The following is a 25816-nucleotide window of genomic DNA, read 5'->3' as shown; positions in this document are numbered from 1 at the left end:
CTCAAACCAAGATAGTTTCCGTAGGAGAAATAGATGGAATACAGACGCATACCGCATTCTAATCTCGAAGTCAGTAAAATTTGTTTAGGCACTATGACTTGGGGCGAACAAAATACCCAAGCCGAGGCATTTGCACAGCTGGACTACGCCATAGGAAATGGCATTAATTTCATCGACACCGCAGAAATGTATCCCGTACCACCTAAGCCGGAAACCCAAGGGGAAACCGAGCGTATCCTAGGGCAATATATTAAGGCCCGCGGTAACCGTGACGACTTAGTCATAGCCACTAAAATTGCCGCACCGGGGGGTAAGAGTGATTACATTCGCAAGAATATGGCGCTGGACTGGAACAACATCCATCAAGCGGTCGATGCGTCTTTAGCACGACTACAAATAGACACTATCGACCTTTATCAAATCCATTGGCCCGACCGTAATACCAACTTCTTTGGTGAACTGTTTTACGATCAGCAAGAGCATGAGCAGCAAACGCCGATCCTCGAGACCCTAGAAGCACTCGCCGAAGTGATCCGCCAAGGTAAAGTACGCTATATCGGTGTGTCGAACGAAACGCCTTGGGGCTTGATGAAGTACCTGCAACTCGCCGAAAAACACGGCCTGCCGCGTATTGTGAGTGTGCAAAATCCCTATAACTTGCTTAATCGCAGCTTCGAAGTCGGCATGAGCGAAATCAGTCACCGCGAAAACTTGCCATTACTGGCCTATTCGCCACTGGCCTTTGGCGCCTTAACCGGCAAATACTGCAACGACCAATGGCCCGAAGGCGCACGCCTGACCTTATTTAAGCGCTTCGCCCGCTATACAGGTTCGCAAATGGCTCTCGATGCCACAAAGGCCTACGTCGATTTAGCCCGCGAGTTCAAACTCACGCCCGCCCAAATGGCGTTAGCCTTTGTTAACTCACGTAAGTTTGTCGGCTCTAACATCATAGGCGCCACGGACTTATATCAACTGAAAGAAAATATCGACAGTTTAAAAGTCACACTATCACCCGAGCTATTAGTGCGATTAAATGAATTGTCAGATCAATTTAGATTGCCCTGCCCCTAGTTGGGTAATTGAGCTGTATGGTGAAGCAATAGCATCAGGAAGATATGACTGATGCTATTAATTTTATACCAGCATAATATCGTTCATATCTATAGTTGGAATACATCATCACATACGGGTGTCCACAGGGGAATTGGCGAGCTAAAACTTGCATTAAAGAGGCAGATCAAAGAAGATCCCTTGGCCTTTTTCATTGCCCTTAGCCTTATCCATGACTCAATCAGCATTGCCTACGTCAAACTCAGTGACTAACACTGCGGCTTCCCATGTCACGCCAGATAACACTGTGGCACTTTGCTCAGCAGAGGCAACGTCAGAAAATGCTCGGATTCGATCGCAATTCCCGGCGTTAAACCAAATGCTTGATGGCTATCCCCTATGTTATCTTGACACCGCAGCCACCAGCCAAAAGCCACAAATCGTATTGGATGCGATGGCGCAGTATTACACCAATGACAATGCCAATGTGCACCGCGCGGCGCATCAGTTATCGGCACGATCGACCCTAAACTATGAGAAAGTGCGCGATCAATTACAGCAATTTTTAAAGGCAAAACGTCGCGAAGAAATCATCTTTACCCACGGTACAACAGAATCTATCAACTTAGTCGCCTTTGGCCTCAGTACGCAGTTAAGCGCGGGCGATATGATATTAATCGACTCCGCCGCCCACCATGCCAATATCGTGCCTTGGCAGGAACTAGCAAAGCGCACGGGCGCAGTCATTAAACCTATCCCTCTGATGCAAGATTGCCGTTTAGATATCAACGCCTATAAAACCTTGCTCGAGTTAAAGCCTAAAATCGTTGCCCTTTGCCATGTTTCCAATGCATTAGGCACAGTTAATCCCGTGGCTCAGTTAGTCCAATTAGCTAAAGCACAAGGGGCAATCACCTTAGTCGATGGTGCGCAGGCAGTAGCGCATTTAACCCTCGATATGACTAAAATCGACTGCGATTTTTACGTATTCTCGGGGCATAAAATGTATGGCCCCACTGGCGTTGGCGTGCTTTATGGCCGTTTTGAATGTTTAGACTCTCTCACACCATTGATGACAGGCGGTGAGATGATAAAACGCGTAAGCTTTGAGGCAACCGAATTTGGTAGCCTACCGAATCGTTTAGAAGCGGGCACACCGCCCATTGCCGAAGTGATAGGGTTAGGCGCCGCTATTACCTTTTTACAAACCGAGCTTACGCCGCAGGTTCAAGCTTATGAAACTGAACTACTTACGTATTTACAAACCCAATTGCGCGCGCTCGGCGAGGTACATTTATACGGTTCCCTTGATAACAATATCGGCGTCGTGGCCTTTAATCTTGCCAACGAACATCATCAAGATGTAGGCATTTTGCTGGATCAACAGGGTATTGCTGTTCGCTGCGGTCACCACTGCGCCATGCCATTAATGCAAAGCTTGAATCTCAAGGGGTGTTGCCGCGCCTCCATTGGCATTTACACTAATAAACAAGATATCGACCGTTTTATAAGCGCGCTAACCTCGGTAAAAGACTTGCTGCTGTAACGAGCAACACTTAGCTATTTATTCACACGTCACTAATACGATATTCAAAATAAGTTAGACAGGATTTTAGTCCATGACAGATTCGACCATACCTATGCCAAACGAGGCCGATTTTCACTATTCGGTGCAAGATGCCGATACCCTGCTGGCGCGTTTTGCCGAGGCCGCTAATTGGCAGGAAAGATATCGCCAAATTATGTTGTTAGGTAAAGATCTGCCCAGCATAAACGCTGAATTTCGCGTTGATATGGCACAGGTGAAAGGCTGCGAAAGTGATGCTTGGCTCTATCACCTAGCACGAAATGGTCGACATTATTACCTTGCCGATAGTGACGCTCGTATCGTCAAAGGACTGATAGGACTGTTACTTGGCGCTTGTCACGGAAAAACCAGTGATGAGATCCAAGCTTTTGATCCCAAGGCTTACTTCACACAATTAGGGTTAGAAGGCCAACTTAGCCCATCACGCACTAATGGTCTCAATGCGCTCGCCAAAGCAATCAAAGGTGCAGCACAATAAGATAAATGTTTTCTACACTGTGGACTGTAATAGCGAAAAAATGGATTTAATCAAAGACTTCAACCCGCTAAATAGGGTATAAAGAAGTTACATTTGCGTTAATTGATAGGAATCGAACATGCCCAACCAGGCTGTCAATCACTACCGTCGCACTCTTCTTAAAGGTCTTGGCGCAGCAACACTGTTAAGTCCCCTCGCCAGCATCCCAAGCTTTGCCGCTGCCCCAAGGCGGTTGTATGTCGATGGTTTATCGTTTCTCCCCGATGACTTACGTGATGTGACTACCTCTAAACTCGATGCCTATCTTTGCGATATTTCAGCCATTGAAACCCTGCAGCAACCCGATGGCACGCAAAACTATAAGCGCACTTATAAAGCTTGTATGGAAAGTATTAAGCTGGCCGCTAAGCGGGTAAGCGATCATCCCGATATTTTATTGCAAGGCCTAACAGGACGAGATATCCAGCTCGCAAGGGACAGCCAACGCACTGCGGTGTATTTTCAAATTCAAGGGGCGGATTGCGTTGAAGAAGATAGCGATGCCAACCAATGGGCGCGAGTCGATGAGTTCCATCAGCAGGGACTGCGCGCACTGCAACTCACCCACCACTATGGCAATACCTTCGCGGGTGGCGCCTTAGATAATGATGCCAATGGCGGACTGAATAAGCCACTGACTGGCCATGGTAGAGAGTTAATCGCAAAACTCAACCACAGCAATATATTGGTTGATCTGAGCCACTCCAGCGCCCAAACTGCTCTTGATATCGCCAAAATCAGCAAATCACCTGTCGTCCAAAGTCATGGCGCGGCGCGTGAAATAGTCAACCATGCTCGCTGTTTGCCCGACGAAGTTATCCGCGCCATTGCCAATTCTGGTGGTGTTTTTGGCGTATTTATGATGAGTTTCTGGTTAACGCCAAATCCTGTGCCAACCATCGATGACTACATCCGCCAGTTAGAATACGTTATGCGCGTAGGTGGAGTGGACTGTGTGGCAATCGCTAATGACTTCCCACTCCGTGGCCAAGAAAATCTATTAGCAATTAATAATGATAATGAGCAAGGCATTAAAGAATATCAAGAGTGGTGGTACAGCCTGCGTACCAAAAACGTATTGGGTTTCGATGTTGAGCCACGGCATGTCGTTATCCCAGAGCTTAACCATATTGACCGAATGAGCCGCATCGACGATGCCCTAGCTAAGGCGCGCTTTAAATCTACCGACCGCGACCGTTTTATGGGTGGCAACTGGCAAAGAGTGCTCAATCAAGTACTAATTTAATATCCATCCCTAATCATAAAATACCGCTAGCCATAGGGTTTCTGAACTCGTCGACGTTGAGGCTACGCGGTGCTTTTGGTGGGGAAGAATCGTTAAGTAATCACCCGGTGTTAAGATAACTGGCTCACCTTGCTCAAATACTAAAGTCGCCGCCCCCTTAAGCAACATGATCCACTCATGCTGGTTTTGATCGTACCATTGGCCTACTGGGGTTGATTGGCCATTGGAAACAATACGCTCAATCGTAACGCTATCGTTGCCCGCAAGTTTTTCAAAAACCTCCGCCGATAAAGCCTCTGGTAACTGACTAAAAAAATTTTGGATCATTTTTTATCCTTTATTTAACGGTCTTTTACCGATTGAGGCATTGAGAAATAACACCATAAACCGCTATCATATGCCCACATAAAGCTCATATTCTATGAGCCTATATCAAGTAAATTTGTTGTTTTGCATATGGATATGGAGATTCCCCACGATGTCGTTGTTTCGCGCGCTAAAAGCCAAATTATTTAATTCATCGGAAAATTACAGCGCCCAGCAAGACACTCCCCCACAAATAGCATCCCCAGAATCCCCTCTCGAGCCCGCTCATTTTCATCGCCACTTTAGTTTAAAAATCCATGCAACAGAGGCACTCGCGACCTCACAGGAACAAGATATCGCTAGGGGCATAAATATCTATCACTACGACTCACCGCAATTAATTGAACTCCTCGGTTGGGAGTTGGTTAATGAATCCTGCTCTTTCCATAGTACTCAATTTGATCGACTAGAAATCAGCAACCAAACCAATGAGCCTGAGCAACACTTTTGGTTAGGCAAGGAAAAAGTGTGCAGTGTCATACCTACAATACCCAACCAACCTAATATGTTATGGAAGGTAGAGCTCTACAATATCGAAGCTTTGCTGATAAGTCGCTTTAATATAGATCCACACTTTATCGTTTGTGGTGATATACAAGATCACGCCAGCCTAACGGGGAAACTTCAGCGCACTTTCCATGAAGTAGAAGATGAACATGGAATAAGTAGCCTAAGAGTTATTACTCAAACTCCCAAATTGACCCAAGTCGTTGAATCTAACTATTTTGGCGAGCGCGATGGTATTTCTCGCCAATTTGATGCCCTTGGCACCTTGTTATTTGAAGGTCATTTTATTCAGGATCAGCAAGTGGGATTACAAACTTGGTTTCACCACACAGGTAAAATTAATTACAGCGAAGATCGCCGCCCTAATGGGATGTTTATTACGCGTTATCATGATCATGGCAATATTAGCGAAACCGCAGAAATCGATAGTGATGGGGCTTATATCAACACCTTAACTCGCTTCTATGAATCAGGAAATGTGCAGCTCACCCGCCCTATGGTCGCCGATCAGATCCATGGGATCGAATATCTATATTACAACAATGGCTCCCTAGAGGCGGAACGCTACTACGACCAAGGATATGAATATCAAGCATTTTGGTATCATTCCAATGGCGTGTTAAAGCAAAAAATGCTCGCCGATAGCGCAGGAAAGACCATTGAAGAATTTTATGAAAGCGGGCAACTGGCTTGGCGTGAACAATTTAATCCTGCAGGCGAGTTGCACGGTGAACATGTAAAATGGTACCCCAATGGTCAACTTGAAGAAAAAATCTATTTTGAGAATGGCAAAGAACAGGGCATGGCCAATTGGTACCATGACAATGGCCAACTCGCCCTTGAGATTTACCTAGAAAATGGTCTGAGGGAAGGTTTGTTTAAAAGCTACTATAAGAGCGGTGTGCTCTCGGCAGAAGGCCAATATAAAAACAACCTCTCGATATCCCCTTTTACCGAATACTACGAAAACCAGCAAATACAAATGTATCTACCACACACCCAAGGCTACCGTGATGGCACCGCCCGCTGGTTTTATGAGGATGGTACTATACGTACTATTTCAGAATATGAAGTGCGCGATGGCCAAGGCTACCTTAAAGAATCCAGCTTCTATAATAAGCAAGGCATACTCGAATCCTATCAAAGCCATTCCAATACTCGCTGCGGTTATAATCTGGAGAATAATCAACGGGAATATTACCAACAAGGGATCCCAGATACACGAATCGAATACTATGAAGATGGTACTATTCGTTGGTTATTAACCTGTATTCAAGACAACTTATTTACTGCTAAGTCACTGTCCAGAAACGGCACAATATTAGAAACAGGCACAATTCAAATCACGGAACAACGCTACCTCGATATTGGTCACTGGCAACGTTTTACCCCTCAAGGACAACTCCTGCGTGAAGTGTGGCTAGATGAGCAAGGACAACTTATCGAAAGCCGTCACTACTTTGATTTTAATGAAAATACTACCGCCCAAGATGATGACGAAGCAGAGTCGCATAACGGCAAAAATGTTAGTGATGGTGATACTGCGGCAAAGCAAGCACAAGAGGAAGCGGTACCAGTGGTTACAACAAGGTCTACTGAAACGCTAAGACTCTCCTATCACTTAAAGTTTGATGACGAAAGCAAACTTTATACACTGAAACGCTATCATCCCAATAGCCATATTGCCGAAGAAGGTAATTTACAAATCCAAGGACAAGAACAATTCTGGGTTGGCATCCACAATCAATACGACGATCAAGGCCGCATAGCACTCTCAGAAACCTATACAATGAACGGAGAGCGGATTGAACAGGCAACCAACACAAGTTCAATCGTGTTGAACTGAATCATTAGGTTAGCCCTAAATATCTGCTCATATTTAAAAGTCCCAAAATGTGGGGGGCCGCATTTTGGGACTGTTGAGTTACAGATTAAAGATGCTTCTGTCCTCTAACTTGACGGTTTTCACCCACCACCATCATTTCGCATTTTGGGCAATCGAACACTAACTTAAGCACATCGTTGCCAATTTCGAGCACCATAGGATCGGCTTTAATCCCCGGCACTTCTTTAGGGCAAAGATTAAAGTTAAAGCGCAAACAATGCTTAGTGATCATTAAGGGGACATCTTCGGTGACGCCGTTTTTCTCATAGGTGTCTTGAATTTCAATCACGCCGTGGCGTTGATAAAAATCTTTGGCCTTTTCATTTGCCACATTACCTAAGTAACTCAAATGCTTAACAGGATAAACTGCATCTTGATTATATTTCCACGGTTTTGGACGTATATATCCCTGCACGCGAGCGACTTCTAATGCTGCGACCGCATCACGGCGCAGACCATTAAGCACAGACGCAGGTAAGAACCACGCTTGGGCCGTATCGATACTGATGCTACGGGCAACAAAGTCGGTACTACCGAGCTTGCCAAGCTGAGTACGGGTATTTTGCAGCGTTTTTTCAATATCGGTCGCAGGGATTTTTTCGGCCACTAAGTTCACGCTGGCGCTTAACCCATAAGTATCCGTTAAGGTCAACGCGAGTCCATCTGTGGTATCGCTCAAGCGCATATCCACGCCAATAATGCGTTTAGATGACTCCTTGGCGAGTAAGGTTTCGAAGGCTTGATTATGGTTACGGTATAACGTCATCCCAACCTTTAAGTCCTTTGGCACCTGCAATATATGCAGTTTCAACCCTTCTGCACGATTTACCCGTAGGCCTTGGAGCTTATCATCGGACTGTTTGGCCATGGCATAATTGAGGGGGAAAAACGCTAAGCCATCACCATTGTTGAACTCATGGGTCGAACTCACTTGGATAAAGTCTTTGCCTATGCTGACCACTTTACCGACTTCTTCGCCTATGTATTTTGGCGAACGAAAATCTTTGATCCCTTGGCTACGTTCATGGACAAAATAATCAGTACTGCCGCGGTTAAAGGTCTTTTCAGGATCTGGGGTAAAAGTGTGCTCGCAGCGGCCGTGGGATGAAGCCACAAATTCGGGGCGGCGCGCAATAATTTCATCCAACTTTTGACGATAGTGGGCGGTGACGTTTTTAACGTAACTCAAATCCTTAAGGCGACCTTCAATCTTAAATGAACGAATACCGGCATCGATTAAGGCTTCGAGATTATCGGTTTGGTTATTATCTTTAAGGGACAATAAATGCTCGTTCTGCGCTAATACATCCCCCGCACGGGTTTTTAAATTACCCGGCAAACGGCACATTTGCGAACATTCACCGCGGTTAGCACTGCGATTACTAAAGGCATGGCTTAAGTTACATAGCCCACTGAAAGCCACGCAAAGCGCGCCGTGAATAAAGAATTCGAGCTGCATCTTAGTATGCGCCGCCACTTCACGGATCTGACTTAGACCAAGTTCGCGGGCAAGCACGACCTGCGAAAATCCCACTTGCTCTAAAAACGCCACCTTTTCAGGGCTGCGGTTATCCATTTGAGTACTGGCATGCAGGGCAATCGGCGGCAAATTGAGTTGCAATACGCCCATATCCTGCACAATCAGCGCATCGGCACCGGCTTCGTACAGTTGCCAAATGAGTTTTTCGGCGTCGGCGAGTTCGTTATCCATCAGGATAGTATTCAGCGCAACAAACACTTGAGCATGATACTTGTGAGCATAAGTACACAGGCGCGCGATATCTTCAACATTGTTGCCCGCCGTTGCCCGAGCGCCAAATGCTGGACCACCGATATAAACCGCGTCGGCACCATGGCGTATCGCTTCGATACCGTAGTCAGCATTTTTTGCAGGCGCCAATAACTCGAGGCGGTTATGGACGTGAGAAAGATTCTCAGGTGTGTAAATCTCTGGCTGGCTCATGGCTTCACAGGCTCAAAATGATCAGTAACAAAAAAGAGCGTGATTATAGCAAGAACTCCAATGTAGCTCTATCAGCAAATCATCAACTAATGCGCTTTCCTTCTGTTCGAGCGGGTGGTTACAACAGGCAATCTTTAGGCCACGCACTTGCGCCCTCAAGCCGAGCAGAGTATCTTTGTCCCGCATTGACCAATAGGCACTATGATGACTGATTTTATTTACCAACCACCTACAACTCCTTGGCTCGATATTCTTTATCAAGATAAAGATATTATTGTCATTAACAAACCTTCGGGATTGTTGTCTGTGCCCGGTCGAGATCCTGCCCATTACGATAGTGTCTATGCCAGAGTAAAAGCCGAGCATCCCCATTGCCAAATCGTTCATCGCCTCGATATGGCAACTTCAGGCGTCATAGTTGTCGCCTTGATCCGCAGTGCCGAGCGGGAACTAAAACGTCAATTCCACGACAGAGAAACCAGCAAAACCTACTTTGCAAGGGTCGCAGGCCATATCAAAAACAATACTGGCAGTGTCTATTACCCGTTGATCTGTGATTGGCCGAATAGACCTAAACAGAAAGTCGATCATCTCGTTGGCAAGCCATCTTTAACTCACTATCAAGTGTTAAGCTACGCCCAACGTTCAACGCTAGTAAAACTCACCCCCATTACTGGTCGTTCACACCAGTTGCGCGTGCATATGATGGCAATAGGTCATCCGATCTTAGGTGATGGTTTTTATGCCGACTCACTCGCTAAATCCTTAGCCCCCCGCTTACTACTACATGCGGCAGAACTCACCATCAAACATCCATACACGGGTGTCAGTATGACTTTTAGCGCTGAAGCCCCTTTTTGTGAGCCTTTGGGTGAACAATGATCACTAAAATCAAATAATACGGGCAAAATCGGTAGCAATTCTCCATAAAAAAACGTAACTTTATGACAATTCATTACGTTATAGAGAGTTTATTTATGGATACCGCATTTCAGCGCGATCAACTCGATAATCATATCCTCGAAGCCCTAATGCAGGATGCTCGCACACCCTTTGCCGAACTCGCCAAACGTTTTGGCGTAAGCGCAGGCACTATCCATGTTAGGGTAGAAAAAATGAAGCAAGCAGGCATTATCACTGGCGCGCAGATCACGGTAAACCCTAAAGCCCTAGGCTATGACGTCTGTTGTTTTATCGGCATCAATCTTAAAAGTGCTGGCGACTATCCGGCCGCTATCGCTAAACTCAACGCCCTCGAAGAAGTCGTCGAAGCCTATTACACCACGGGCAATTACAGTATTTTTGTAAAAGTCATGTGCCAATCTATTGATGGTTTACAACACGTTCTTATCAACCGCATTCAGTCCATCGATGAAATCCAGTCAACAGAAACCTTGATCAGCCTACAAAACCCGATAGTCAGAGCGGTTAAGCCTTAAATTGCCACAATCTAACTGGCTATAAGTGCTATTAAGCACGGCAAAATATGACATAAGTCTTTTTTCCTTCAAAAGTGTTAACCACGCAGCACTTTTGTGTTACAACTTCATTGCTAACACCAAAGAGTGCAGCATAACTATAACAATTCAGCTACAGGCATATGCAGTTAAAGTGCTAAAGGCATTAATTGACAAGGAATGAAGTTGTGAAGACAAAACTATCGATCGCCATATCTACAGCACTGTTATCTAGTACCGCCATAGCAAACAGTGAATTTACCTTTAAACCTTACTCACCTGAAATGTCCTCCCATGATAAATACAGTAAACCTCAAGTTGCTGTATCCAATATTGCAGCTCCGCAGCGTTTTATCGTTGAAATGGAATCACCTGCACTCGCGACTTATCAGGGGGGTATAGGTTCATTTGCCCCAACAGCTTCGACAAAAGAAGGGCAAAAGCTCAACGTACAATCCGCTGAAGTTAAAAGCTATGCCAGCCATCTAGCCAAAGAACAAAATAATTTTGCATCAGCTTTAGCAAAAACAATCCCTAACGCCAAAGTTGAACGTCATTTCCAAACACTTTTTAATGGTGTAACCGTTGTTGGCCAAGGATTGAGTGCTGAAAAACTGGCTCAGATGCCTGGCGTTAAATCCGTCTATCCAGAAACCATGTATGAAACAAACATGGATGCTTCTCACCAAGTGATTAATACCCAAGCAATGTGGGAAGCCGTTTCTGGGATGGAAAATGCAGGTAAAGGAATTAAAGTTGCAATCATTGATGGTGGTATACGCCCCGAGAACCCAATGTTTGCTGATGCAGGTTTCACGGCTCCAAGTGGCAACCTTCCTTCAGATGATTATTGCTCTACCGTTGACGCATCTTTTTGTAACAACAAACTCATTGTGGCTCGTTGGTCACAACCTACCTTCCCCGTTTGCGCTAAAGAATATATGAGCCCACTCGGTTATGGTGGGCATGGTACTCACGTAGCGGGAACGGCAGTCGGCAATAAGGTTTCAACAACTTTCAAAGATATTCCTGTTGAGTTATCGGGTGTAGCCCCAGCCGCATATCTGATGGTCTATAAGGCACTTTATAGCAATCTCGAATGTGAAAGAGGCAGCGGCTCGAATATTATGTTAATGGAAGCGTTGGAGCATGCTGTCAATGATGGTGCAGATGTCATCAACAACTCATGGGGTGGCGGCGCGGGTGGAGATCCTGCTAACAGTCCATATAAGACAATGTTTGAAGCGGCAGAAGCGGCTGGCGTTGTTGTAGTCACTGCCGCAGGTAATGATGGTAATGGTGCACAAACTGTAGGTTGTCCAGGCTGTATTGAATCCGGTATTACGGTCGCTAACACCACTACGGGCCGCTATTTTGCTAATAGTTTTAATGCTGGTGGTGAAGATTTACTGGCGATACCAAGTTCCGATGCAGTGTTGAGCGCAGATATTACCGCTCCTGTTATTGCAGCTGTAAAACTAAACGCTCAGAATGCGAATGGCTGTGATGCCTTTCCTGCTGACTCGTTCAAGGATGGTATCGCATTAATTTCTCGTGGCGTGTGTAACTTCTCACTAAAAGCGACCAATGCTAAAGCGGCAGGCGCAAAAGCGGTTGTTGTATATAACAGCGTTGCAGGCGCTCCGACTACTATGTCTATGCCCGATGAGCCGTTTCCAGCAGTAATGATTGCCAAAGATGCAGGCTTAGCCATTATCGAAGCCATGGGAGAAACAGCAACTACAGGCACTCTAGTCGCAAAAACCAAGCGTATAATGACCCCGGTTCTTGCTGATAATCTGAATAGTTCAAGCTCACGTGGCCCTGATGGCAATCAAAATATCCTAAAACCTGATATAGCAGCACCAGGCACAGATATTCTATCGGCCTTCTCACCAGATGATGGAGGTAAAGATTTCAATGTCATTTCTGGTACCAGTATGGCAAGCCCTCATGTTGCAGGTGCGGCAGCTCTTATGAGCCAACTGCACCCAGAGTGGAGTGCAAATGATATAAAAACTGCTCTCACTTCGACGGCTAAATATGAAGGCATTCTCGATGATGATGCAACAACCCCTGCAACTCCATTTGACATGGGTGCAGGGCGCATGGATTTAGATGCTGCAGCCAAGGCTGTATTAACATTCGACAGACCATCGATAGCATCAGACTCTTGTGTTGGCCCATGTACTTTCACTCGCACCGTTTATAACAAAAGCGATGTTACAACCTCTTGGAGCTTATCAACTTCATCTGATAGCACTGGTATCACAGTATCACCTACTACATTAGAACTAGCCCCTGGAGCCTCAGCAACATTTACAGTAACGGTTGATTCAACCTTTGCAACGTATGACTCATGGATCTTTGCTAACGTACTAATTAACAGTACTGAAGGGTTACAAAATGCTCACTTACCTTTAGCTGTGTTAGCTAAAGAATCAAGTAATGCATCCTTAATTTCAACAAACACGACCAAAGCAGATATTAACGCCAGTGATATAATTCCTCTAGTTGCAACACTCAATAATACACTGTTTGAAAATACTGTTACTTTTACAGCACAGGCGCCGAAAGGGACTAAGCTAACCGCTAAAGAGGATGTGACAGTCACTCTCGCGGGGGCAACCCAAAATGGACTACAGGTAAATGAAGATTTAGGCCTGATTACTTGGGTTGGTTCTCTTAATTTACCTCAGATGGCGACCACAAAAGGGGCTCAAAGATTCCCTAGTATTATTGACTTAGGAACCAATCCTATAGCATGTACGAATGGGTGTGACGAGGTAAGCTTCAGCTACAATGTTCCTAGCTTCAAATATAACGGTGTGAGCTACTCCAGAATTACAATATCAGATAACGGTCTGGCAATTGTTGGTGGAGGAAGCGCTAGCGGTACTTATGCCAATAAACAACTACCTGATGGTGCAAATCCCAATAATATTCTAGCCCCATTCTGGTCTGACTTTGACTTATCAGATAAAACTGTTGGTGATACTGGTGGTGGCGATCTTGCTATTGGTGTGTTTACCGATGGCGCTGGCGTGACATGGTTAGCTATAGAGTGGAACAAAGGCCAACTCTATGATGATACATCAGGTTCAGCTTATACCTTTAGTATTTGGATTAGAACCGGCACTACAGAAGATGTTGTATTCAACTATATCGACATTCCAAATATACCATCTGCAGTCACCATCGGTGCAGAAAACATAGGAGGAACGATTGGAACCACTTATCACTTTAATGGTACTGGTGGCACCGTGACATCTGGAGACGCTATAACCTTAAGAAATACAACGGCTGGCAATGTTACTATTAATTACAATGCTAAACCAACTTCCCTTAATGTTGGTCAAGCTGATGTAATTGAAACGGACGAGGAAACTTTAGTTTCTATCAAAGTACTAGAAAACGATACTAAACCAGATCAAAAGGTAGCCCAAGCTTCCGTCACTGGCGATGGAATGACGGCGAAAGCACTACGTGTCATTGACGTTATGCCTAAAGGAGCCTTAGGTGGAGTAAAAATAGTAGAAACACCTTCCCATGGTACTGCAGTGGTGAACGCCGAGGGTAATATTGACTATACCCCTAGCTTAGATTTCTTTGGTACAGATACACTCAGCTACACATCAGTTGATGAAGATGGTAATACTGGAGAAGCTGCATTAGTAACGATTAACGTTCAAAATGTTAATGATGCACCAACAGTCGCTCCAGTAGGTTCAACAGGTTTGGAAGGGTCAACGGTAACAGCAACCGCTAATGGTGCTGATATAGAACAAGACACTCTAACCTATAACTGGGTACAAACGAGTGGAACCCCTGTTACCTTCACAAATGGTGGTGAAACTATCAGCTTCACCGCTCCAGCAGGTGCACAATCGCTGATATTTACGGTAGTTGCATCTGATGGTGAGCTAGATAGTACTCTAGGCACTGCGACTGTCACAGTAACAGCCAAACCAACACCCGCTAAAAAGAACGATAGTGGTTCTCTTGGTTGGTTAACAGCCCTACTGTTACCATTGGCGGCAATACGTCGTCGTATGAAGTAACATATTGTTAGACAGTCAAAAGGAGCCTTAGTGGCTCCTTTTTTATTAAGCTTTTATTCTCAAAATATTAAGAACGCAACCCGATCCCGCGTGAGATAAGATAGTAAGCTAAAGCCCACAACGCTACACAAAAGCCCACCATAATGGCGATGGATAGCGGCACGCTGATATCGGCAAAACCGAGAAAACCATAGCGGAACACGTTGATCATATAGACCACAGGGTTAAGTGCCGACACGCCCTGCCAGAATGATGGCAAGAGTGACAGGGAATAAAATACCCCGCCAAGGTAGGTTAATGGGGTGAGCACAAAAGTCGGTATGATACTGATATCATCAAAACTTTTGGCAAAAACCGCGTTAATCAGTCCACCTAAGGAAAATAGCACTGAGGTTAAAAACACTGTCATCACCACTAAACCCGCATGATGCAAGCGTATATCGACAAAGAACATCGCCACCAGTGTCACAATTAGGCCAACACACAAACCGCGCGCCACACCGCCACCTACGTAACCGGCAATCATCACATAATGGGGCACAGGTGCCACCATCAACTCTTCTAAATTACGTTGAAACTTAGCACTGTAAAATGAGCTAGCAACATTCGAGTAGGAGTTAGTGATCACCGACATCATGATTAACCCAGGGGCGATAAACTCCATATAGGATACGCCGCCCATTTCACCAATTCGACTACCGACTAAATTGCCAAAAATCAGAAAATACAATGTCATAGTGATGGCAGGTGGCACTAAGGTTTGGATCCAAATCCGTGTAAAACGATTAATCTCCTTCGCTAGAATACTCTTGAAGGCGATAAAGTAGAGTTGGTTCATGCGCTGACTCCCTGGGGTTTATTCACCAGTTCAACGAAGAGTTCTTCTAACCGATTTGACTTATTGCGCATCGACAACACTTCCACATTCGCCGCACTTAATTGGCGAAATACCTCATTAAGATTATGTTCTTTCGCTACATCCACCTCTAAGGTATGGGGATCGGTTAGGCGACATACCATGCCGTTGAGCACTGGGGCAGTTTGAATATCATGGCGAAGATCGAGAATAAAGGTTTCCATATTCAGCTTACTGAGCAGTGCCTTCATGCTGGTACACTCCACCAGCACACCGTTATCTATGATGCCAATATTGCGGCACAGCATTTCAGCTTCTTCAAGATAATGGGTGGTGAGAATAATGGTCACGCCCTGCTGGTTAATTTGCTTGAGGAATTCCCACATAGAACGGCGCAACTCAATATCCACCCCTGCGGTAGGCTCATCCAAAATCAATAGCTTAGGCTCGTGCATCAGAGCGCGGGCGATCATTAAACGCCGCTTCATACCGCCGGATAATTCCCGCGATTGGCTGTTACGTTTTTCCCACAAATCTAGCTGAGTTAAATACTTTTGTGCACGCTCTAGGGCGATAGACTTTGGTACACCGTAATAACCCGCTTGATTTACCACTATCTGTAATACGGTTTCAAACTGATTAAAGTTAAATTCCTGTGGCACTAAACCAATGCATAACTTGGCATGCTCTAGTTGTTTATCAATATCATAATCAAAGACTTTAACCGTACCTGCCGTTTTCTGAACTAAAGAGCTGATAATGCCGATCGTGGTGGATTTACCCGCGCCATTGGGGCCAAGTAAGGCAAAGAAATCCCCCTGATTAACGGTAAGACTGATGCCTTTGACCGCCTCAACGCCGCCTTTATAGGTTTTTTTAAGCCCTTCGAGTACCAGAGCATGGGCTGTATTCGCCATAGATGTTCCTGATCCTTAACATAACGAGACTAATAAGATGGTGGCAAAAAAACCAAATGCAATACGTCAACTTTATATAAAGGGAAATGTATTGTTAATCTATTGAATAATGGACACTAGTTTATGAACTTTTTCTAATAGGTAACCAGCTAGCAGACACCAATGAACGGCTGCATTTAGCTTGAATCAATCCACTGAACCTTAATAAAGCAAAACTCCCGCATGTAGCGGGAGTTTTAAGTGTTGAAACCTAACAAGAATGCAATTATTCGAGTGGCACCACTTTGGCAATATAGGGCAGATTACGATACTGCTCAGCGTAATCAATACCATAACCAACGATAAACTCATCAGGAATCGTAAAACCGATAAAATCGACCTTAACATCTACTTCTCGGCGCTCAGGTTTATCAAGCAAAGTACAAAGCGCTAAGCTCTTAGGTTCGCGCAGTAGTAGCATTTCTCGGACTTTGCTCAGTGTATTACCCGAGTCAATGAGATCTTCTACTATCAGCACATCGCGACCCGCAATATCCGATTGCACGTCTTTCAGTACTTTTACATCCCGTGAACTGGTCATCGAATTGCCATAGCTGGAAACCGACATAAAATCGATTTCAACATGGCCCTTAATACGGCGACACAGATCAGCCATAAAGACTACTGAGCCCTTTAACAATCCCACCATCAGCAAACGTTCGCTGTTGACATAATGGGCATTGATTAGCTCAGCCATTTGATCCAATTTTTGGTTAATCTCTTCGGCGGAGATCATCACTTCGGTGGTGTGTTTCATATCAGTCTCAATTGTCGAGGTCGCGGTGGGTCTGCTTGTCATAACCCCAGCGACTCGTTAATGCATGGTCAACGCCCAAATGATCAAGAATTCGAGCGACCATGAAGTCTACCAGATCTTCTACCGATTTGGGATTGTGATAAAAACCGGGGGAGGCAGGCATAATAGTCACACCGAGGCGCGAAAGGGTTAGCATATGCTCTAAATGTATGGCACTAAAAGGCGTTTCTCTAGGCACTAGGATAAGCTGGCCGCGTTCTTTGATGACCACATCCGCAGCTCGTTCAAGCAGGTTATTGCTCATCCCTGTGGCGACCGCTGCTAGTGTGCCTGTCGAGCAAGGGCAAATGACCATTTGTTTAGGCGCAGCGCTGCCAGACGCAGGAGGCGAAAACCACTCATCCTTACCAAGCACAACCAGCTCCCCCACTATCGTCGCGTTTTTTTCGGCGAATAAAGCAAGCAGTTGTTGTTTCGCTTTTTCACTATTCGCACTGAGCTGCAAACCATGCTCAGTCGCTAATACCACTCGCGCGGCGCTAGAAATCATCAAAAACACTTGATAACCCGACGCCAACAGGTACTCCAGCAACTTCAACCCGTAGGGCGCACCAGAAGCACCAGTCCAAGCAAGGCTAATCGCCTTAACCGACTTAGCGTGAGCCATCTTAAAGACTCTTCTCAGAAGATGATGGAGTCGACTCTGTTGATTGCGGGCTCAATTCAAGTGCTGCAAGCAACTTCTTATGCAAACCGCCAAACCCGCCATTACTCATTATCACTACGGTATCGCCTGCTTTGGCAGTTGCCGAAACCTTAGCAACAACATCATCAATTTGATGCAATACCATCACAGGAATAACCGAGGCTTCCATCGCCTCTTTCATATTCCAGTCAATGGTATCTGCTTGATATAAAAAAGCTTCATCGGCCTGCATCATAGAATAAGCCAGCGTATCTTTATGCACTCCACTCTTCATCGTATTTGAGCGAGGCTCAAGCACTACGATAATTTTGCTCTGGCCGATCTTAGCACGCATCCCTTTTAACGTGGTCGCAATCGCCGTGGGATGGTGGGCAAAATCATCGTATACACTGACACCATTCACTGTACCCAACAACTCAAGACGACGTTTAGGCGGCATAAATTTCGCCAAGGCATCAATCGCTGCGCTCGGTTTTACACCCACATGGCGCGCGGCGGCAATAGCCATAATGGCGTTTTCAATATTGTGTTGACCAATTAAGTCCCACTCAAGCTCGCCTTGGGACTCCCCATCTAAAAACACTTCAAAACGATGGCAATCATCAGTGAGTGCTTTACCATACCAGCCAGTAACAGACTCTGCTGTATGGTAGTTTTCCTGCTCACTCCAGCAGCCCATTTCGATAGTCTGTTTCACCGCTTGAGCATCAGCAGGCCAAATGATTTTTCCTTCACTGGGTACAGTACGAATAAGGTGATTAAACTGCTTTTGGATAGCGGCTAGATCGGCAAAAATATCCGCGTGATCAAATTCGAGATTGTTGATCACGAGAGTACGTGGATGATAATGCACGAATTTTGAGCGCTTATCGAAGAAGGCACTATCATACTCATCTGCCTCAACCACAAAGAATGCTGATTGACCCAAACGCGCCGACACGCCAAAGTTTTGGGGCACTCCACCAATTAAAAATCCTGGTTCATAGCCACAATCCTCTAAAATCCAAGCTAACATGCTCGAGGTAGAGGTTTTACCGTGAGTACCTGAAACCGCTAGAACCCAGCGTTCAGGTAAAATATGCTCGGCTAAAAACTGCGGACCAGAGGTATAGGGGATCCCTAAATTCAATGCTGCTTCCACACAGGGATTACCACGACTCATGGCGTTACCAATCACGACTAAGTCAGGATAATGTCCCGCTTCACCCAATTGGCTAGGATTAAAACCTTGTATCAGTTCAATGCCTTGCTCTTCAAGTTGCGTGCTCATTGGGGGATACACATTGGCATCCGAGCCCGTTACCCTGTGACCTTTTGCCCTAGCCAATAACGCTAGACCACCCATGAAGGTTCCACAAATTCCTAAAATATGTACGTGCATACTGCTCGCTCTGATGTTTTTGAATTCGAGGCTATTCTAATCCATCAAGCGACAGATTGGCAGGTAAGAACTCGGAAAAGGGCGTCAATCACAAAAGATCTGCAGGGACATTTTACAATCCTATACAGCATCGTAATTTAGTGACCAACAAAGCTAACTTATTCACGTAAGCTAGCATAGAGTTTGGCATGCAGGCTGCGATGGCGATTAAATAGGAACTGGCGCAGGGCTTCACGTTCTTCGGCTTCAGCCCGAAACCTCACAATCGCTAACCCATTGACGTTGCGAACAGGTTCGATATCAACATGCATTGTTTCACCATCTGGGAGTTGTAACTGCACATCTTTACTATCCAGTAACAGCTCAAACTGTTGCTGCGACTTAGCCTTTATAGCCATCCCTGAACTTGACAACGATACAACAGACCATTGTTCACCCTGATCATGGTCAAATATCCATACATTTTCTGCCTTAGTCAAACGCCAGCTTCGTTCCTCCCCCGAAGCATCTAAAACCTCTGGCACACCTAATGTAGGATGCAACTGTCCAAAGTCATCCACTTTCATCCGTAGGGGAAACCAGAGTTTATAGGGCCCGACCTCGGCAAGTAGCGTGAGCTTCGCTTTACCTAAAATAGACGCAATAGCCTGCGGCACTTCAGTCGTAACGGTAAGAACATGATTAACAAGAGGCTCTTCGGTTAAGCAATCTGGTCCGAAAGTAGCGCTGACACATGTGGGTGCAAATAGCTCACTAAAGCAAGCTAACTCTTCCACCGATAAATAAGGCTCATCCACCATATGACAACCACCTAATAATGAGAGACCCGTAGCAAAAATTACCACCAACACCTAGTTTTGTATATTTTTTAATCCATTTTATTTGAAAAAAAAGAAAAATAGGCTATTAGAATGAGTTGACGTTTGGAGATTAAATTTTGTTCGCTCAGGAAAGATTGTGATCGCGAAACGACGTTGATGGAAAAGCTGATGGCTAATTAATCATCATCTTTATAACTATTGGCTGGGGGTAAAAACAGGATACTAAGGCGCTGTTTAAGGGTTAAACCTCTTGCAGTGACATCGATAAACATATCCCTCCACTCGCTAAAGGTGACTTTAACAGGATTAAAACTATTTATAGGCTTAGTAATACCATAGATAACAGTATCGACTTCAGGCTCAAAGGTACCAAAAAATTTGTCCCAAATGATCAGGATCCCTGCATAGTTTTTATCGATATATTGGGGATTACGGCCATGGTGCACCCTATGATGTGAAGGAGTATTGAAAATCCATTCAAGCGGCACAAGTGATTTAACCGATTGTGTATGAACGAAAAATTGTAAACCTAGATTAAGTAATACCACGAAAATGACCCAGTTAGGGTCAAAACCTATTATCACCAGCGGTAGCCAAAACACCCACATGCCCGCAAAGGGATACATTAAACTCTGACGAAATGCAGTGCTAAAATTCATATTCTCAGAGCTATGGTGTACCACATGGGCAGCCCACATCCAACGCACCCTGTGGCTCGCTCGGTGGAACCAGTAATAACAAAAATCCTGCGCAACCATTAACGCAATAAAGCTCAATGGGCCCATTTCAATATCAAACAACTTCCAACCAAAAATCGCCAGATACAGCTTAGCGACCAGCAAACCAGTGAGCAGATCGGCACCTTGATGCATAGCCGCGAGGCTAAAATTACATAGCACTTCTTGGCCGCGGTAACGTGCACTTAAAGGCAGTTTTTGCCGCTTATCGCCCAAATACCATTCAAGCAAAATACACAGAAAAAATACTGGGGCGAGCACTAGTAGCAAAATTTCGGGGTGATTAATTAGTGAGGCGATATCCATATACCTTTACCCTATTCTTATTATTCTCTTATTGTTCCAGCAGCTTCGAGGACTTGATACAGTTAATAATATCAATTAATAACAAAACATGGCTCACTACCAACGGGCATAGTGATCTTCAGTCAATCCAAGGACATTATTGAGTTGGTGGCATCGCCCTGCATTATCAATAATAGTCCCACTAAAAAGACCGATATATTGGCGAAAGTTGCTCTTAAGCAAGATTAAATTACGTTTTTCGCTACGGCAGGTTCGCGCTGAAAATAGCAAATCAACTTGGCCGTTATGGCTATAAATACGCCATACCTCAGTACCTTTAGTCGCATGACGGTCAAATTCAAATTGTACTGGTCCAAGTAAATGCCGCTCACCATTAATCCAAAATACATTTTCATTAGCGCCGGTTTCATTAACGCCAGCCGCTAAATTGAGCCCCATAATACCACCATCGATTTGGGCATTAATGGACGCCCAGCGCCAACTGGTATCACGGCGCATAAAGCCAGCAGAAAAGTCATAACCAGCTAGAGCAGCGTTGAGGGGTTGCTGCTCATGGTCAACAGTTAATTTTCCTGTAACGGTTAAGCCATTGTGTTTTTGAGTATAAGTCCAGCCGCTATAGCCCGTTGGACTACACATGGCCATAGGTAGACTCAGAGGTGATGGATGTAACGTCACATCAGCTTGCAGGTTTTTAGTATCAATGATCAGGCGCCAGCCACCTTCAAGAATATCAAAACTTAACCGCGAGCCCTTACGGCCAATGCCACTTTTACCATTAGCGGGAGATGGCGTCATCTGATAGCCAACACCCAGAGGCTTTAGCCAATTGCGCTGTGATAAACGATTGGCTTTAATGTCATATACATAGCAAAAGGCACTGCCAAGATAGGCAATATCAGCCAGCGCAACACCAATGACATATCGGGGAGTCACCAGAGAGACAAACTGAAACTGCTTGTAGTTAAAGCGTTTTGCCCAAGGAGATGCTGGTTTGTCCATCGTATCGAAATAGGTAAAGTCCGCCAAACCTAAGGTTTTCACTATGCCATCAAAATGACCAAAGTGGGGTAACCCCTTAGGATTGATAAGGCTATCGGGGGCTATTTGGGTTGCTATCGTTAACATGGCTATGCCTTGCAGTGGTAAAAGGATTCGGGAGCATCAATGCTCTCTTATGTATGCATCAAATTTTTACTCTAACCTGTCCCCTTCTGCATTAAAAGAGTGCAACATCAAATTGTTGTTAGTTTGTAACTAAACCCACATCCAAAATTTATAATGGATTAAATTTGAAAATAAAAAAGCGCCTTTCGATAATACGTCGATGGCCTGCACCTTAACTGAATCGTGCAGGTCTGTGGAATCAAAAGTGATTTCTGGTATGCTGTAACCACTTTTACTTGCACGAGAGATCCTATGAAACGGCTATTACTGACTTTGACTCTTCCCTTGCTATTCGTGGGCTGTGCTAGCCAAAAGCCAACTCATATGGCTTTCAGCCCGCAAATTCCAGATGTTAACCAACAAATTTCAAGAACCATACCTATCTCACTGGAAACCCTTGATACCCGCAACGTCGAATATGTCGCACGCTTTATTGAGAAAGGCACAGAAACCCGTTTAGTCAGCCCGAGTGAACCGCCAAAGTTACAACTCGACGAGGTTTTCCGTAATGGTTTTACTCAAGCGGGTTATCAAATTGATCCAGGAGCCAGCAATTCGGTACAAATTCAATTAGAAGAATTGCAGATGGATGTCACTAAAAAAACCTTTGGTTACGAAGCTAAGCACAGTGTACTGATTGCTGTGCAAGCGCGAAATTCTACCCAAGAACTCGTTAAACGTTATAAAGCCAAGGGGACACTAAAAGGCCCTCTAACACCGGATTTTGCCACCTTAGAATTAGATATGAATAAATTACTCGGCCAACTGTCAGGGGAAATTCTAAATGACCCCGAGCTAAACCAGTTTTTACAAAAATAATAACCATAGTCGATAATTTATAAGGAAATCAAAATGCTCCGTTGGATATCTGCACTCATATTCCTGTGTATTAGTCACAGCAGCCTTGCAATCGACATTCAACCAGACACCTTGTATCCCCAAGTCGAGTTTGATACCAGTTTAGGCAAAATCGTGGTCGAGTTAGACAGAACCCGAGCACCTATTACCGTCGACAACTTTTTGACCTATGTGGTGAAAGGTGAATATGACAACACGATTTTTCACCGCGTGATTAGCGATTTTGTGGTGCAAGGGGGTGGACTCAACCCTAAATTGGATGAACTGCCTGCAGGTAAACCCATAGTGAATGAGTCGGGCAACGGTCTAACAAATAGTATGGGCACTATTGCCATGGCTCGGGATAATGATCCGCACTCGGCTACACGCCAGTTTTACTTTAACGTGGCCGACAACACTAAACTCGACCCTTCAAAACGTCGCTGGGGTTATGCGGTCTTTGGTGAAGTGATTGAAGGTAAACCCGTATTGGAAGCCATGGCCGTAGTAGAAACGACCACGAATGCTAAGCTCAATTGGCCAGATTTTCCCGTCACACCAATCATATTAAAATCCGCTAAATTACTGCCCAAAAAATAATAAGAAAAATTCGAGTAAAAGCGCTAATTATACCTCTATACTCAGATAGCAACTGAAAGGAGGCATACGATGACAACAACTGAGTTCATCGATAATAAAGCACCCCAGCTTGCTGTGTATGGAAAAGCATTTTTGAGTGATGAACTCGAATTCCATGAAGTCCAGCTCTATCTTTGGGATACGCTAGAGGAATGGCAATTGCTCAATCCGACAGGCGACGCGCAAACGGAAACCGAGAAAGTGTTTTGGCATTTGCTCCATAGCTTTAACACTTGGCCAGACTGTACTATTCGTGGCAATCAATATCTGCGTAAGCAAATCCATGATTGTTGTGATTTTCTCAGCCTGGGAGGCAGAATGCCTAACGGTTGCATTGGGATAAGACCTTAATAGGCCTAAATAAGACATCCATAGTAAGCAATCAATACGGCGATATCGCAGCTAAAATGGTCCAGCACAACTGGGCCATTTTTTATGACGAAGTGCCAATGAGCAATCGTCTTAGTTCTAAAAGGATTGGTATTAGTCCTTGAACCTAATGGCACCTTACCCGTAAGCTAGGCAGATTCGACACTTAGACTCATACCAATGTCCGCAACAGGTTTTATTCAACGCACTCTCGATGCTCTTAGCGTTTACTATCACAAGCGCGTTTTAATCCTCCTCTTCCTCGGATTTTCCGCTGGGCTTCCATTGATGCTGGTATTTTCGACCCTATCATTCTGGTTGCGCGAAGCGGGTGTCGATCGTACTTCTATTGGTTATTTCAGTTGGATAGCCTTGGCATACGCCTTTAAATGGGCCTGGTCACCGCTGGTAGACAGGCTTTCCTTACCCTTATTAACCCGATTCCTAGGGCGACGACGCAGTTGGATGCTTTTTGCCCAATTATTACTGGTGGCCGCAATTCTCGGCATGTCTTTTAGTGATCCCTTAAAAGATCTCGAACGCTTAGCTATTTTCGCCCTACTGGTCGCCTTTGCTTCGGCAACCCAAGATATTGTGATTGATGCCTTTAGGATTGAATCAGCACCGGAAAAAATGCAAGCAGCGCTCGCAGCGGCCTATCAAGTGGGCTATCGCAGTGCCATGATTGTTGCTACCGCTGGCGCACTCACCATTGCCGCTTGGGTGGAACCAGGCAATACCGCATACAACTTAGTCGCATGGCAGACCTCCTACTTAGTAATGGCAGGATTAATGTCGGTGGGAATTTTAACCACCCTTTTTAGCCGCGAACCTGAAGTTGATACCCGCGCTGCAGATGCCACTGAACTCGAATTAAAACAACGTTTAAGCGCAAGTTATCCTCGACCCATAGCGGCGAGTATTTCCTGGGTTTATACCGCTAGCGTGCTACCTTTTATCGACTTTTTTAAACGCTATGGCCGTAGTGCTATCCTTATTTTGCTACTTATTTCCTGTTACCGGATCTCAGATATTGTGATGGGGATTATGGCGAACGTTTTCTATGTGGATATGGGATTCACAAAGGAAGAAATCGCCTATTTGAGTAAGATCTATGGCCTTATCATGACCTTAGTTGGCGCAGCTTTTGGCGGCGTACTGTTAGCGCGTTTTGGTACTATGAAGATCCTCTTCCTCGGTGCTTTACTGGTTGCGGTGACTAATCTGTTATTCGCTTGGCAGGCGGTCATTGGCTACGATGTGCCCTTTTTAACCTTTGCTATTTCTGTGGATAACTTCAGCGCGGGGATCGCTACCGCTGCTTTTATAGCCTATTTATCTAGCCTAACGAGTAACGGTTACAGCGCGACCCAATATGCGTTGCTATCGTCTATTATGTTGCTATTCCCTAAGTTTATTGCTGGTTTTTCGGGTGCTTACGTCGACTCATTTGGCTATGTAAATTTCTTTGTTGTTGCCAGCATCATCGGTTTCCCGGTATTGATATTGATCCATTTAGTTCATAAATACGCACCGCATCCGAGTTCATCGTTACTGGATAATGCACAGACCAAAACCCATCAATCAGACATCTAGCCGCTGCTCAACTTAACAAAATCATCAAACAAAAAGCCCCCAATG

23 protein-coding genes are annotated in these 25816 nt (G+C 45.0%); 13 read left to right on the top strand and 10 right to left on the bottom strand.

Annotation, left to right across the window (positions count from 1 at the left end; all coding sequences use genetic code 11):
• The first annotated feature begins 33 nt into the window (after positions 1-33).
• The 5 genes from L2744_RS00725 (at position 34) to L2744_RS00705 (ending at position 4404) form a co-directional block, all read left to right on the top strand.
• Complete coding sequence (locus L2744_RS00725; RefSeq protein ID WP_248990244.1) at positions 34-1074, top strand: NADP(H)-dependent aldo-keto reductase; 1041 nt, start codon at positions 34-36, stop codon at positions 1072-1074.
• A gap of 51 nt (positions 1075-1125) precedes the next feature.
• Positions 1126-1326 carry a hypothetical protein gene (locus tag L2744_RS00720; RefSeq protein ID WP_248990243.1) on the top strand — a complete coding sequence of 67 codons (201 nt, stop codon included), beginning with the start codon at positions 1126-1128 and terminating at the stop codon, positions 1324-1326.
• Entirely contained in the window at positions 1286-2599 is a 1314-nt protein-coding gene (locus tag L2744_RS00715) for a cysteine desulfurase (RefSeq protein ID WP_248990242.1), read from the top strand. The genes L2744_RS00720 and L2744_RS00715 overlap by 41 nt, the downstream gene beginning before the upstream one ends.
• 73 nt (positions 2600-2672) lie before the next feature.
• On the top strand, positions 2673-3119 hold the full coding sequence (locus L2744_RS00710) for a SufE family protein (protein ID WP_248990241.1): 447 nt from the start codon (positions 2673-2675) through the stop codon (positions 3117-3119).
• 118 nt (positions 3120-3237) lie between these two features.
• On the top strand, positions 3238-4404 hold the full coding sequence (locus L2744_RS00705) for a membrane dipeptidase (RefSeq protein ID WP_248990240.1): 1167 nt from the start codon (positions 3238-3240) through the stop codon (positions 4402-4404).
• Positions 4405-4413: 9 nt separating this feature from the next.
• On the opposite strand, the gene L2744_RS00700 is transcribed toward L2744_RS00705, so the two are convergent.
• The gene (locus tag L2744_RS00700; protein WP_248990239.1) at positions 4414-4731 is read right to left on the bottom strand and encodes a cupin domain-containing protein; all 318 of its coding nucleotides are present in this window, start codon (positions 4729-4731) and stop codon (positions 4414-4416) included.
• Positions 4732-4882: 151 nt separating this feature from the next.
• Here L2744_RS00700 and L2744_RS00695 point away from each other — a divergent pair, with 151 nt between their 5' ends.
• Entirely contained in the window at positions 4883-7123 is a 2241-nt protein-coding gene (locus tag L2744_RS00695; protein ID WP_248990238.1) for a toxin-antitoxin system YwqK family antitoxin, read from the top strand.
• An 85-nt stretch (positions 7124-7208) separates the two neighbouring features.
• Here L2744_RS00695 and L2744_RS00690 read toward each other — a convergent pair whose 3' ends face one another.
• Entirely contained in the window at positions 7209-9125 is a 1917-nt protein-coding gene (locus L2744_RS00690) for a peptidase U32 family protein (RefSeq protein WP_248990237.1), read from the bottom strand.
• A 204-nt stretch (positions 9126-9329) separates the two neighbouring features.
• On the opposite strand from L2744_RS00690, the gene rluA reads away from it, so the two are divergent.
• From rluA to L2744_RS00675, 3 genes are all read left to right on the top strand, one after another.
• On the top strand, positions 9330-10007 hold the full coding sequence (gene rluA, locus L2744_RS00685) for a bifunctional tRNA pseudouridine(32) synthase/23S rRNA pseudouridine(746) synthase RluA (RefSeq protein ID WP_248990236.1): 678 nt from the start codon (positions 9330-9332) through the stop codon (positions 10005-10007).
• Between the two features lie 95 nt (positions 10008-10102).
• Positions 10103-10564, top strand: a complete 462-nt coding sequence (gene asnC, locus L2744_RS00680) for a transcriptional regulator AsnC (RefSeq protein ID WP_014609941.1) — start codon at positions 10103-10105, stop codon at positions 10562-10564.
• A 206-nt stretch (positions 10565-10770) separates the two neighbouring features.
• On the top strand, positions 10771-14643 hold the full coding sequence (locus L2744_RS00675) for a S8 family serine peptidase (protein ID WP_248990235.1): 3873 nt from the start codon (positions 10771-10773) through the stop codon (positions 14641-14643).
• Positions 14644-14710: 67 nt separating this feature from the next.
• On the opposite strand, the gene L2744_RS00670 is transcribed toward L2744_RS00675, so the two are convergent.
• The 8 genes from L2744_RS00670 to L2744_RS00635 form a co-directional block, all read right to left on the bottom strand.
• Entirely contained in the window at positions 14711-15481 is a 771-nt protein-coding gene (locus tag L2744_RS00670) for an ABC transporter permease (protein ID WP_248990234.1), read from the bottom strand.
• Positions 15478-16416 (bottom strand): ABC transporter ATP-binding protein, encoded by a 939-nt coding sequence (locus L2744_RS00665; protein WP_248990233.1) that lies wholly within the window; start codon positions 16414-16416, stop codon positions 15478-15480. Before L2744_RS00665 ends, L2744_RS00670 begins: the two co-directional genes overlap by 4 nt.
• Before the next feature lie 265 nt (positions 16417-16681).
• Positions 16682-17212: a hypoxanthine phosphoribosyltransferase gene (hpt, locus tag L2744_RS00660; protein WP_248990232.1), complete on the bottom strand. Its 531-nt coding sequence runs from the start codon at positions 17210-17212 to the stop codon at positions 16682-16684.
• 7 nt (positions 17213-17219) lie between these two features.
• Positions 17220-17879, bottom strand: coding sequence for a flavin prenyltransferase UbiX (locus L2744_RS00655; protein WP_248990231.1), 660 nt, complete (start codon positions 17877-17879; stop codon positions 17220-17222).
• A 1-nt stretch (position 17880) separates the two neighbouring features.
• Positions 17881-19299: a UDP-N-acetylmuramate:L-alanyl-gamma-D-glutamyl-meso-diaminopimelate ligase gene (mpl, locus tag L2744_RS00650; protein WP_248990230.1), complete on the bottom strand. Its 1419-nt coding sequence runs from the start codon at positions 19297-19299 to the stop codon at positions 17881-17883.
• Positions 19300-19457: 158 nt separating this feature from the next.
• Entirely contained in the window at positions 19458-20099 is a 642-nt protein-coding gene (locus L2744_RS00645) for a hypothetical protein (RefSeq protein ID WP_283103850.1), read from the bottom strand.
• 197 nt (positions 20100-20296) lie between these two features.
• A complete protein-coding gene (locus L2744_RS00640; protein ID WP_248990228.1) occupies positions 20297-21163 on the bottom strand; it encodes a sterol desaturase family protein in 867 nt (288 codons plus the stop codon).
• Positions 21164-21259: 96 nt separating this feature from the next.
• Complete coding sequence (locus L2744_RS00635; RefSeq protein ID WP_248990227.1) at positions 21260-22291, bottom strand: DUF2804 domain-containing protein; 1032 nt, start codon at positions 22289-22291, stop codon at positions 21260-21262.
• A gap of 291 nt (positions 22292-22582) precedes the next feature.
• Between L2744_RS00635 and L2744_RS00630 the strand changes: the two genes are divergently transcribed.
• The 4 genes from L2744_RS00630 to L2744_RS00615 all read left to right on the top strand — a co-directional run bounded on the left by L2744_RS00630 (position 22583) and on the right by L2744_RS00615 (position 25771).
• Positions 22583-23149, top strand: a complete 567-nt coding sequence (locus L2744_RS00630) for a YajG family lipoprotein (RefSeq protein WP_248990226.1) — start codon at positions 22583-22585, stop codon at positions 23147-23149.
• A 33-nt stretch (positions 23150-23182) separates the two neighbouring features.
• Positions 23183-23767, top strand: coding sequence for a peptidylprolyl isomerase (locus L2744_RS00625; protein ID WP_248990225.1), 585 nt, complete (start codon positions 23183-23185; stop codon positions 23765-23767).
• Positions 23768-23836: 69 nt separating this feature from the next.
• Positions 23837-24157, top strand: coding sequence for a hypothetical protein (locus L2744_RS00620; protein ID WP_248990224.1), 321 nt, complete (start codon positions 23837-23839; stop codon positions 24155-24157).
• A 198-nt stretch (positions 24158-24355) separates the two neighbouring features.
• On the top strand, positions 24356-25771 hold the full coding sequence (locus L2744_RS00615) for an AmpG family muropeptide MFS transporter (RefSeq protein WP_248990223.1): 1416 nt from the start codon (positions 24356-24358) through the stop codon (positions 25769-25771).
• Positions 25772-25816: the final 45 nt, after the last annotated feature.

The sequence above is a fragment of the Shewanella profunda genome, from assembly GCF_023283765.1.
Lineage (GTDB): Bacteria > Pseudomonadota > Gammaproteobacteria > Enterobacterales > Shewanellaceae > Shewanella > Shewanella profunda.
The sequence above is the reverse complement of the archived record's forward strand: the minus strand, read 5'-3'. Positions and strand labels throughout refer to the sequence as shown.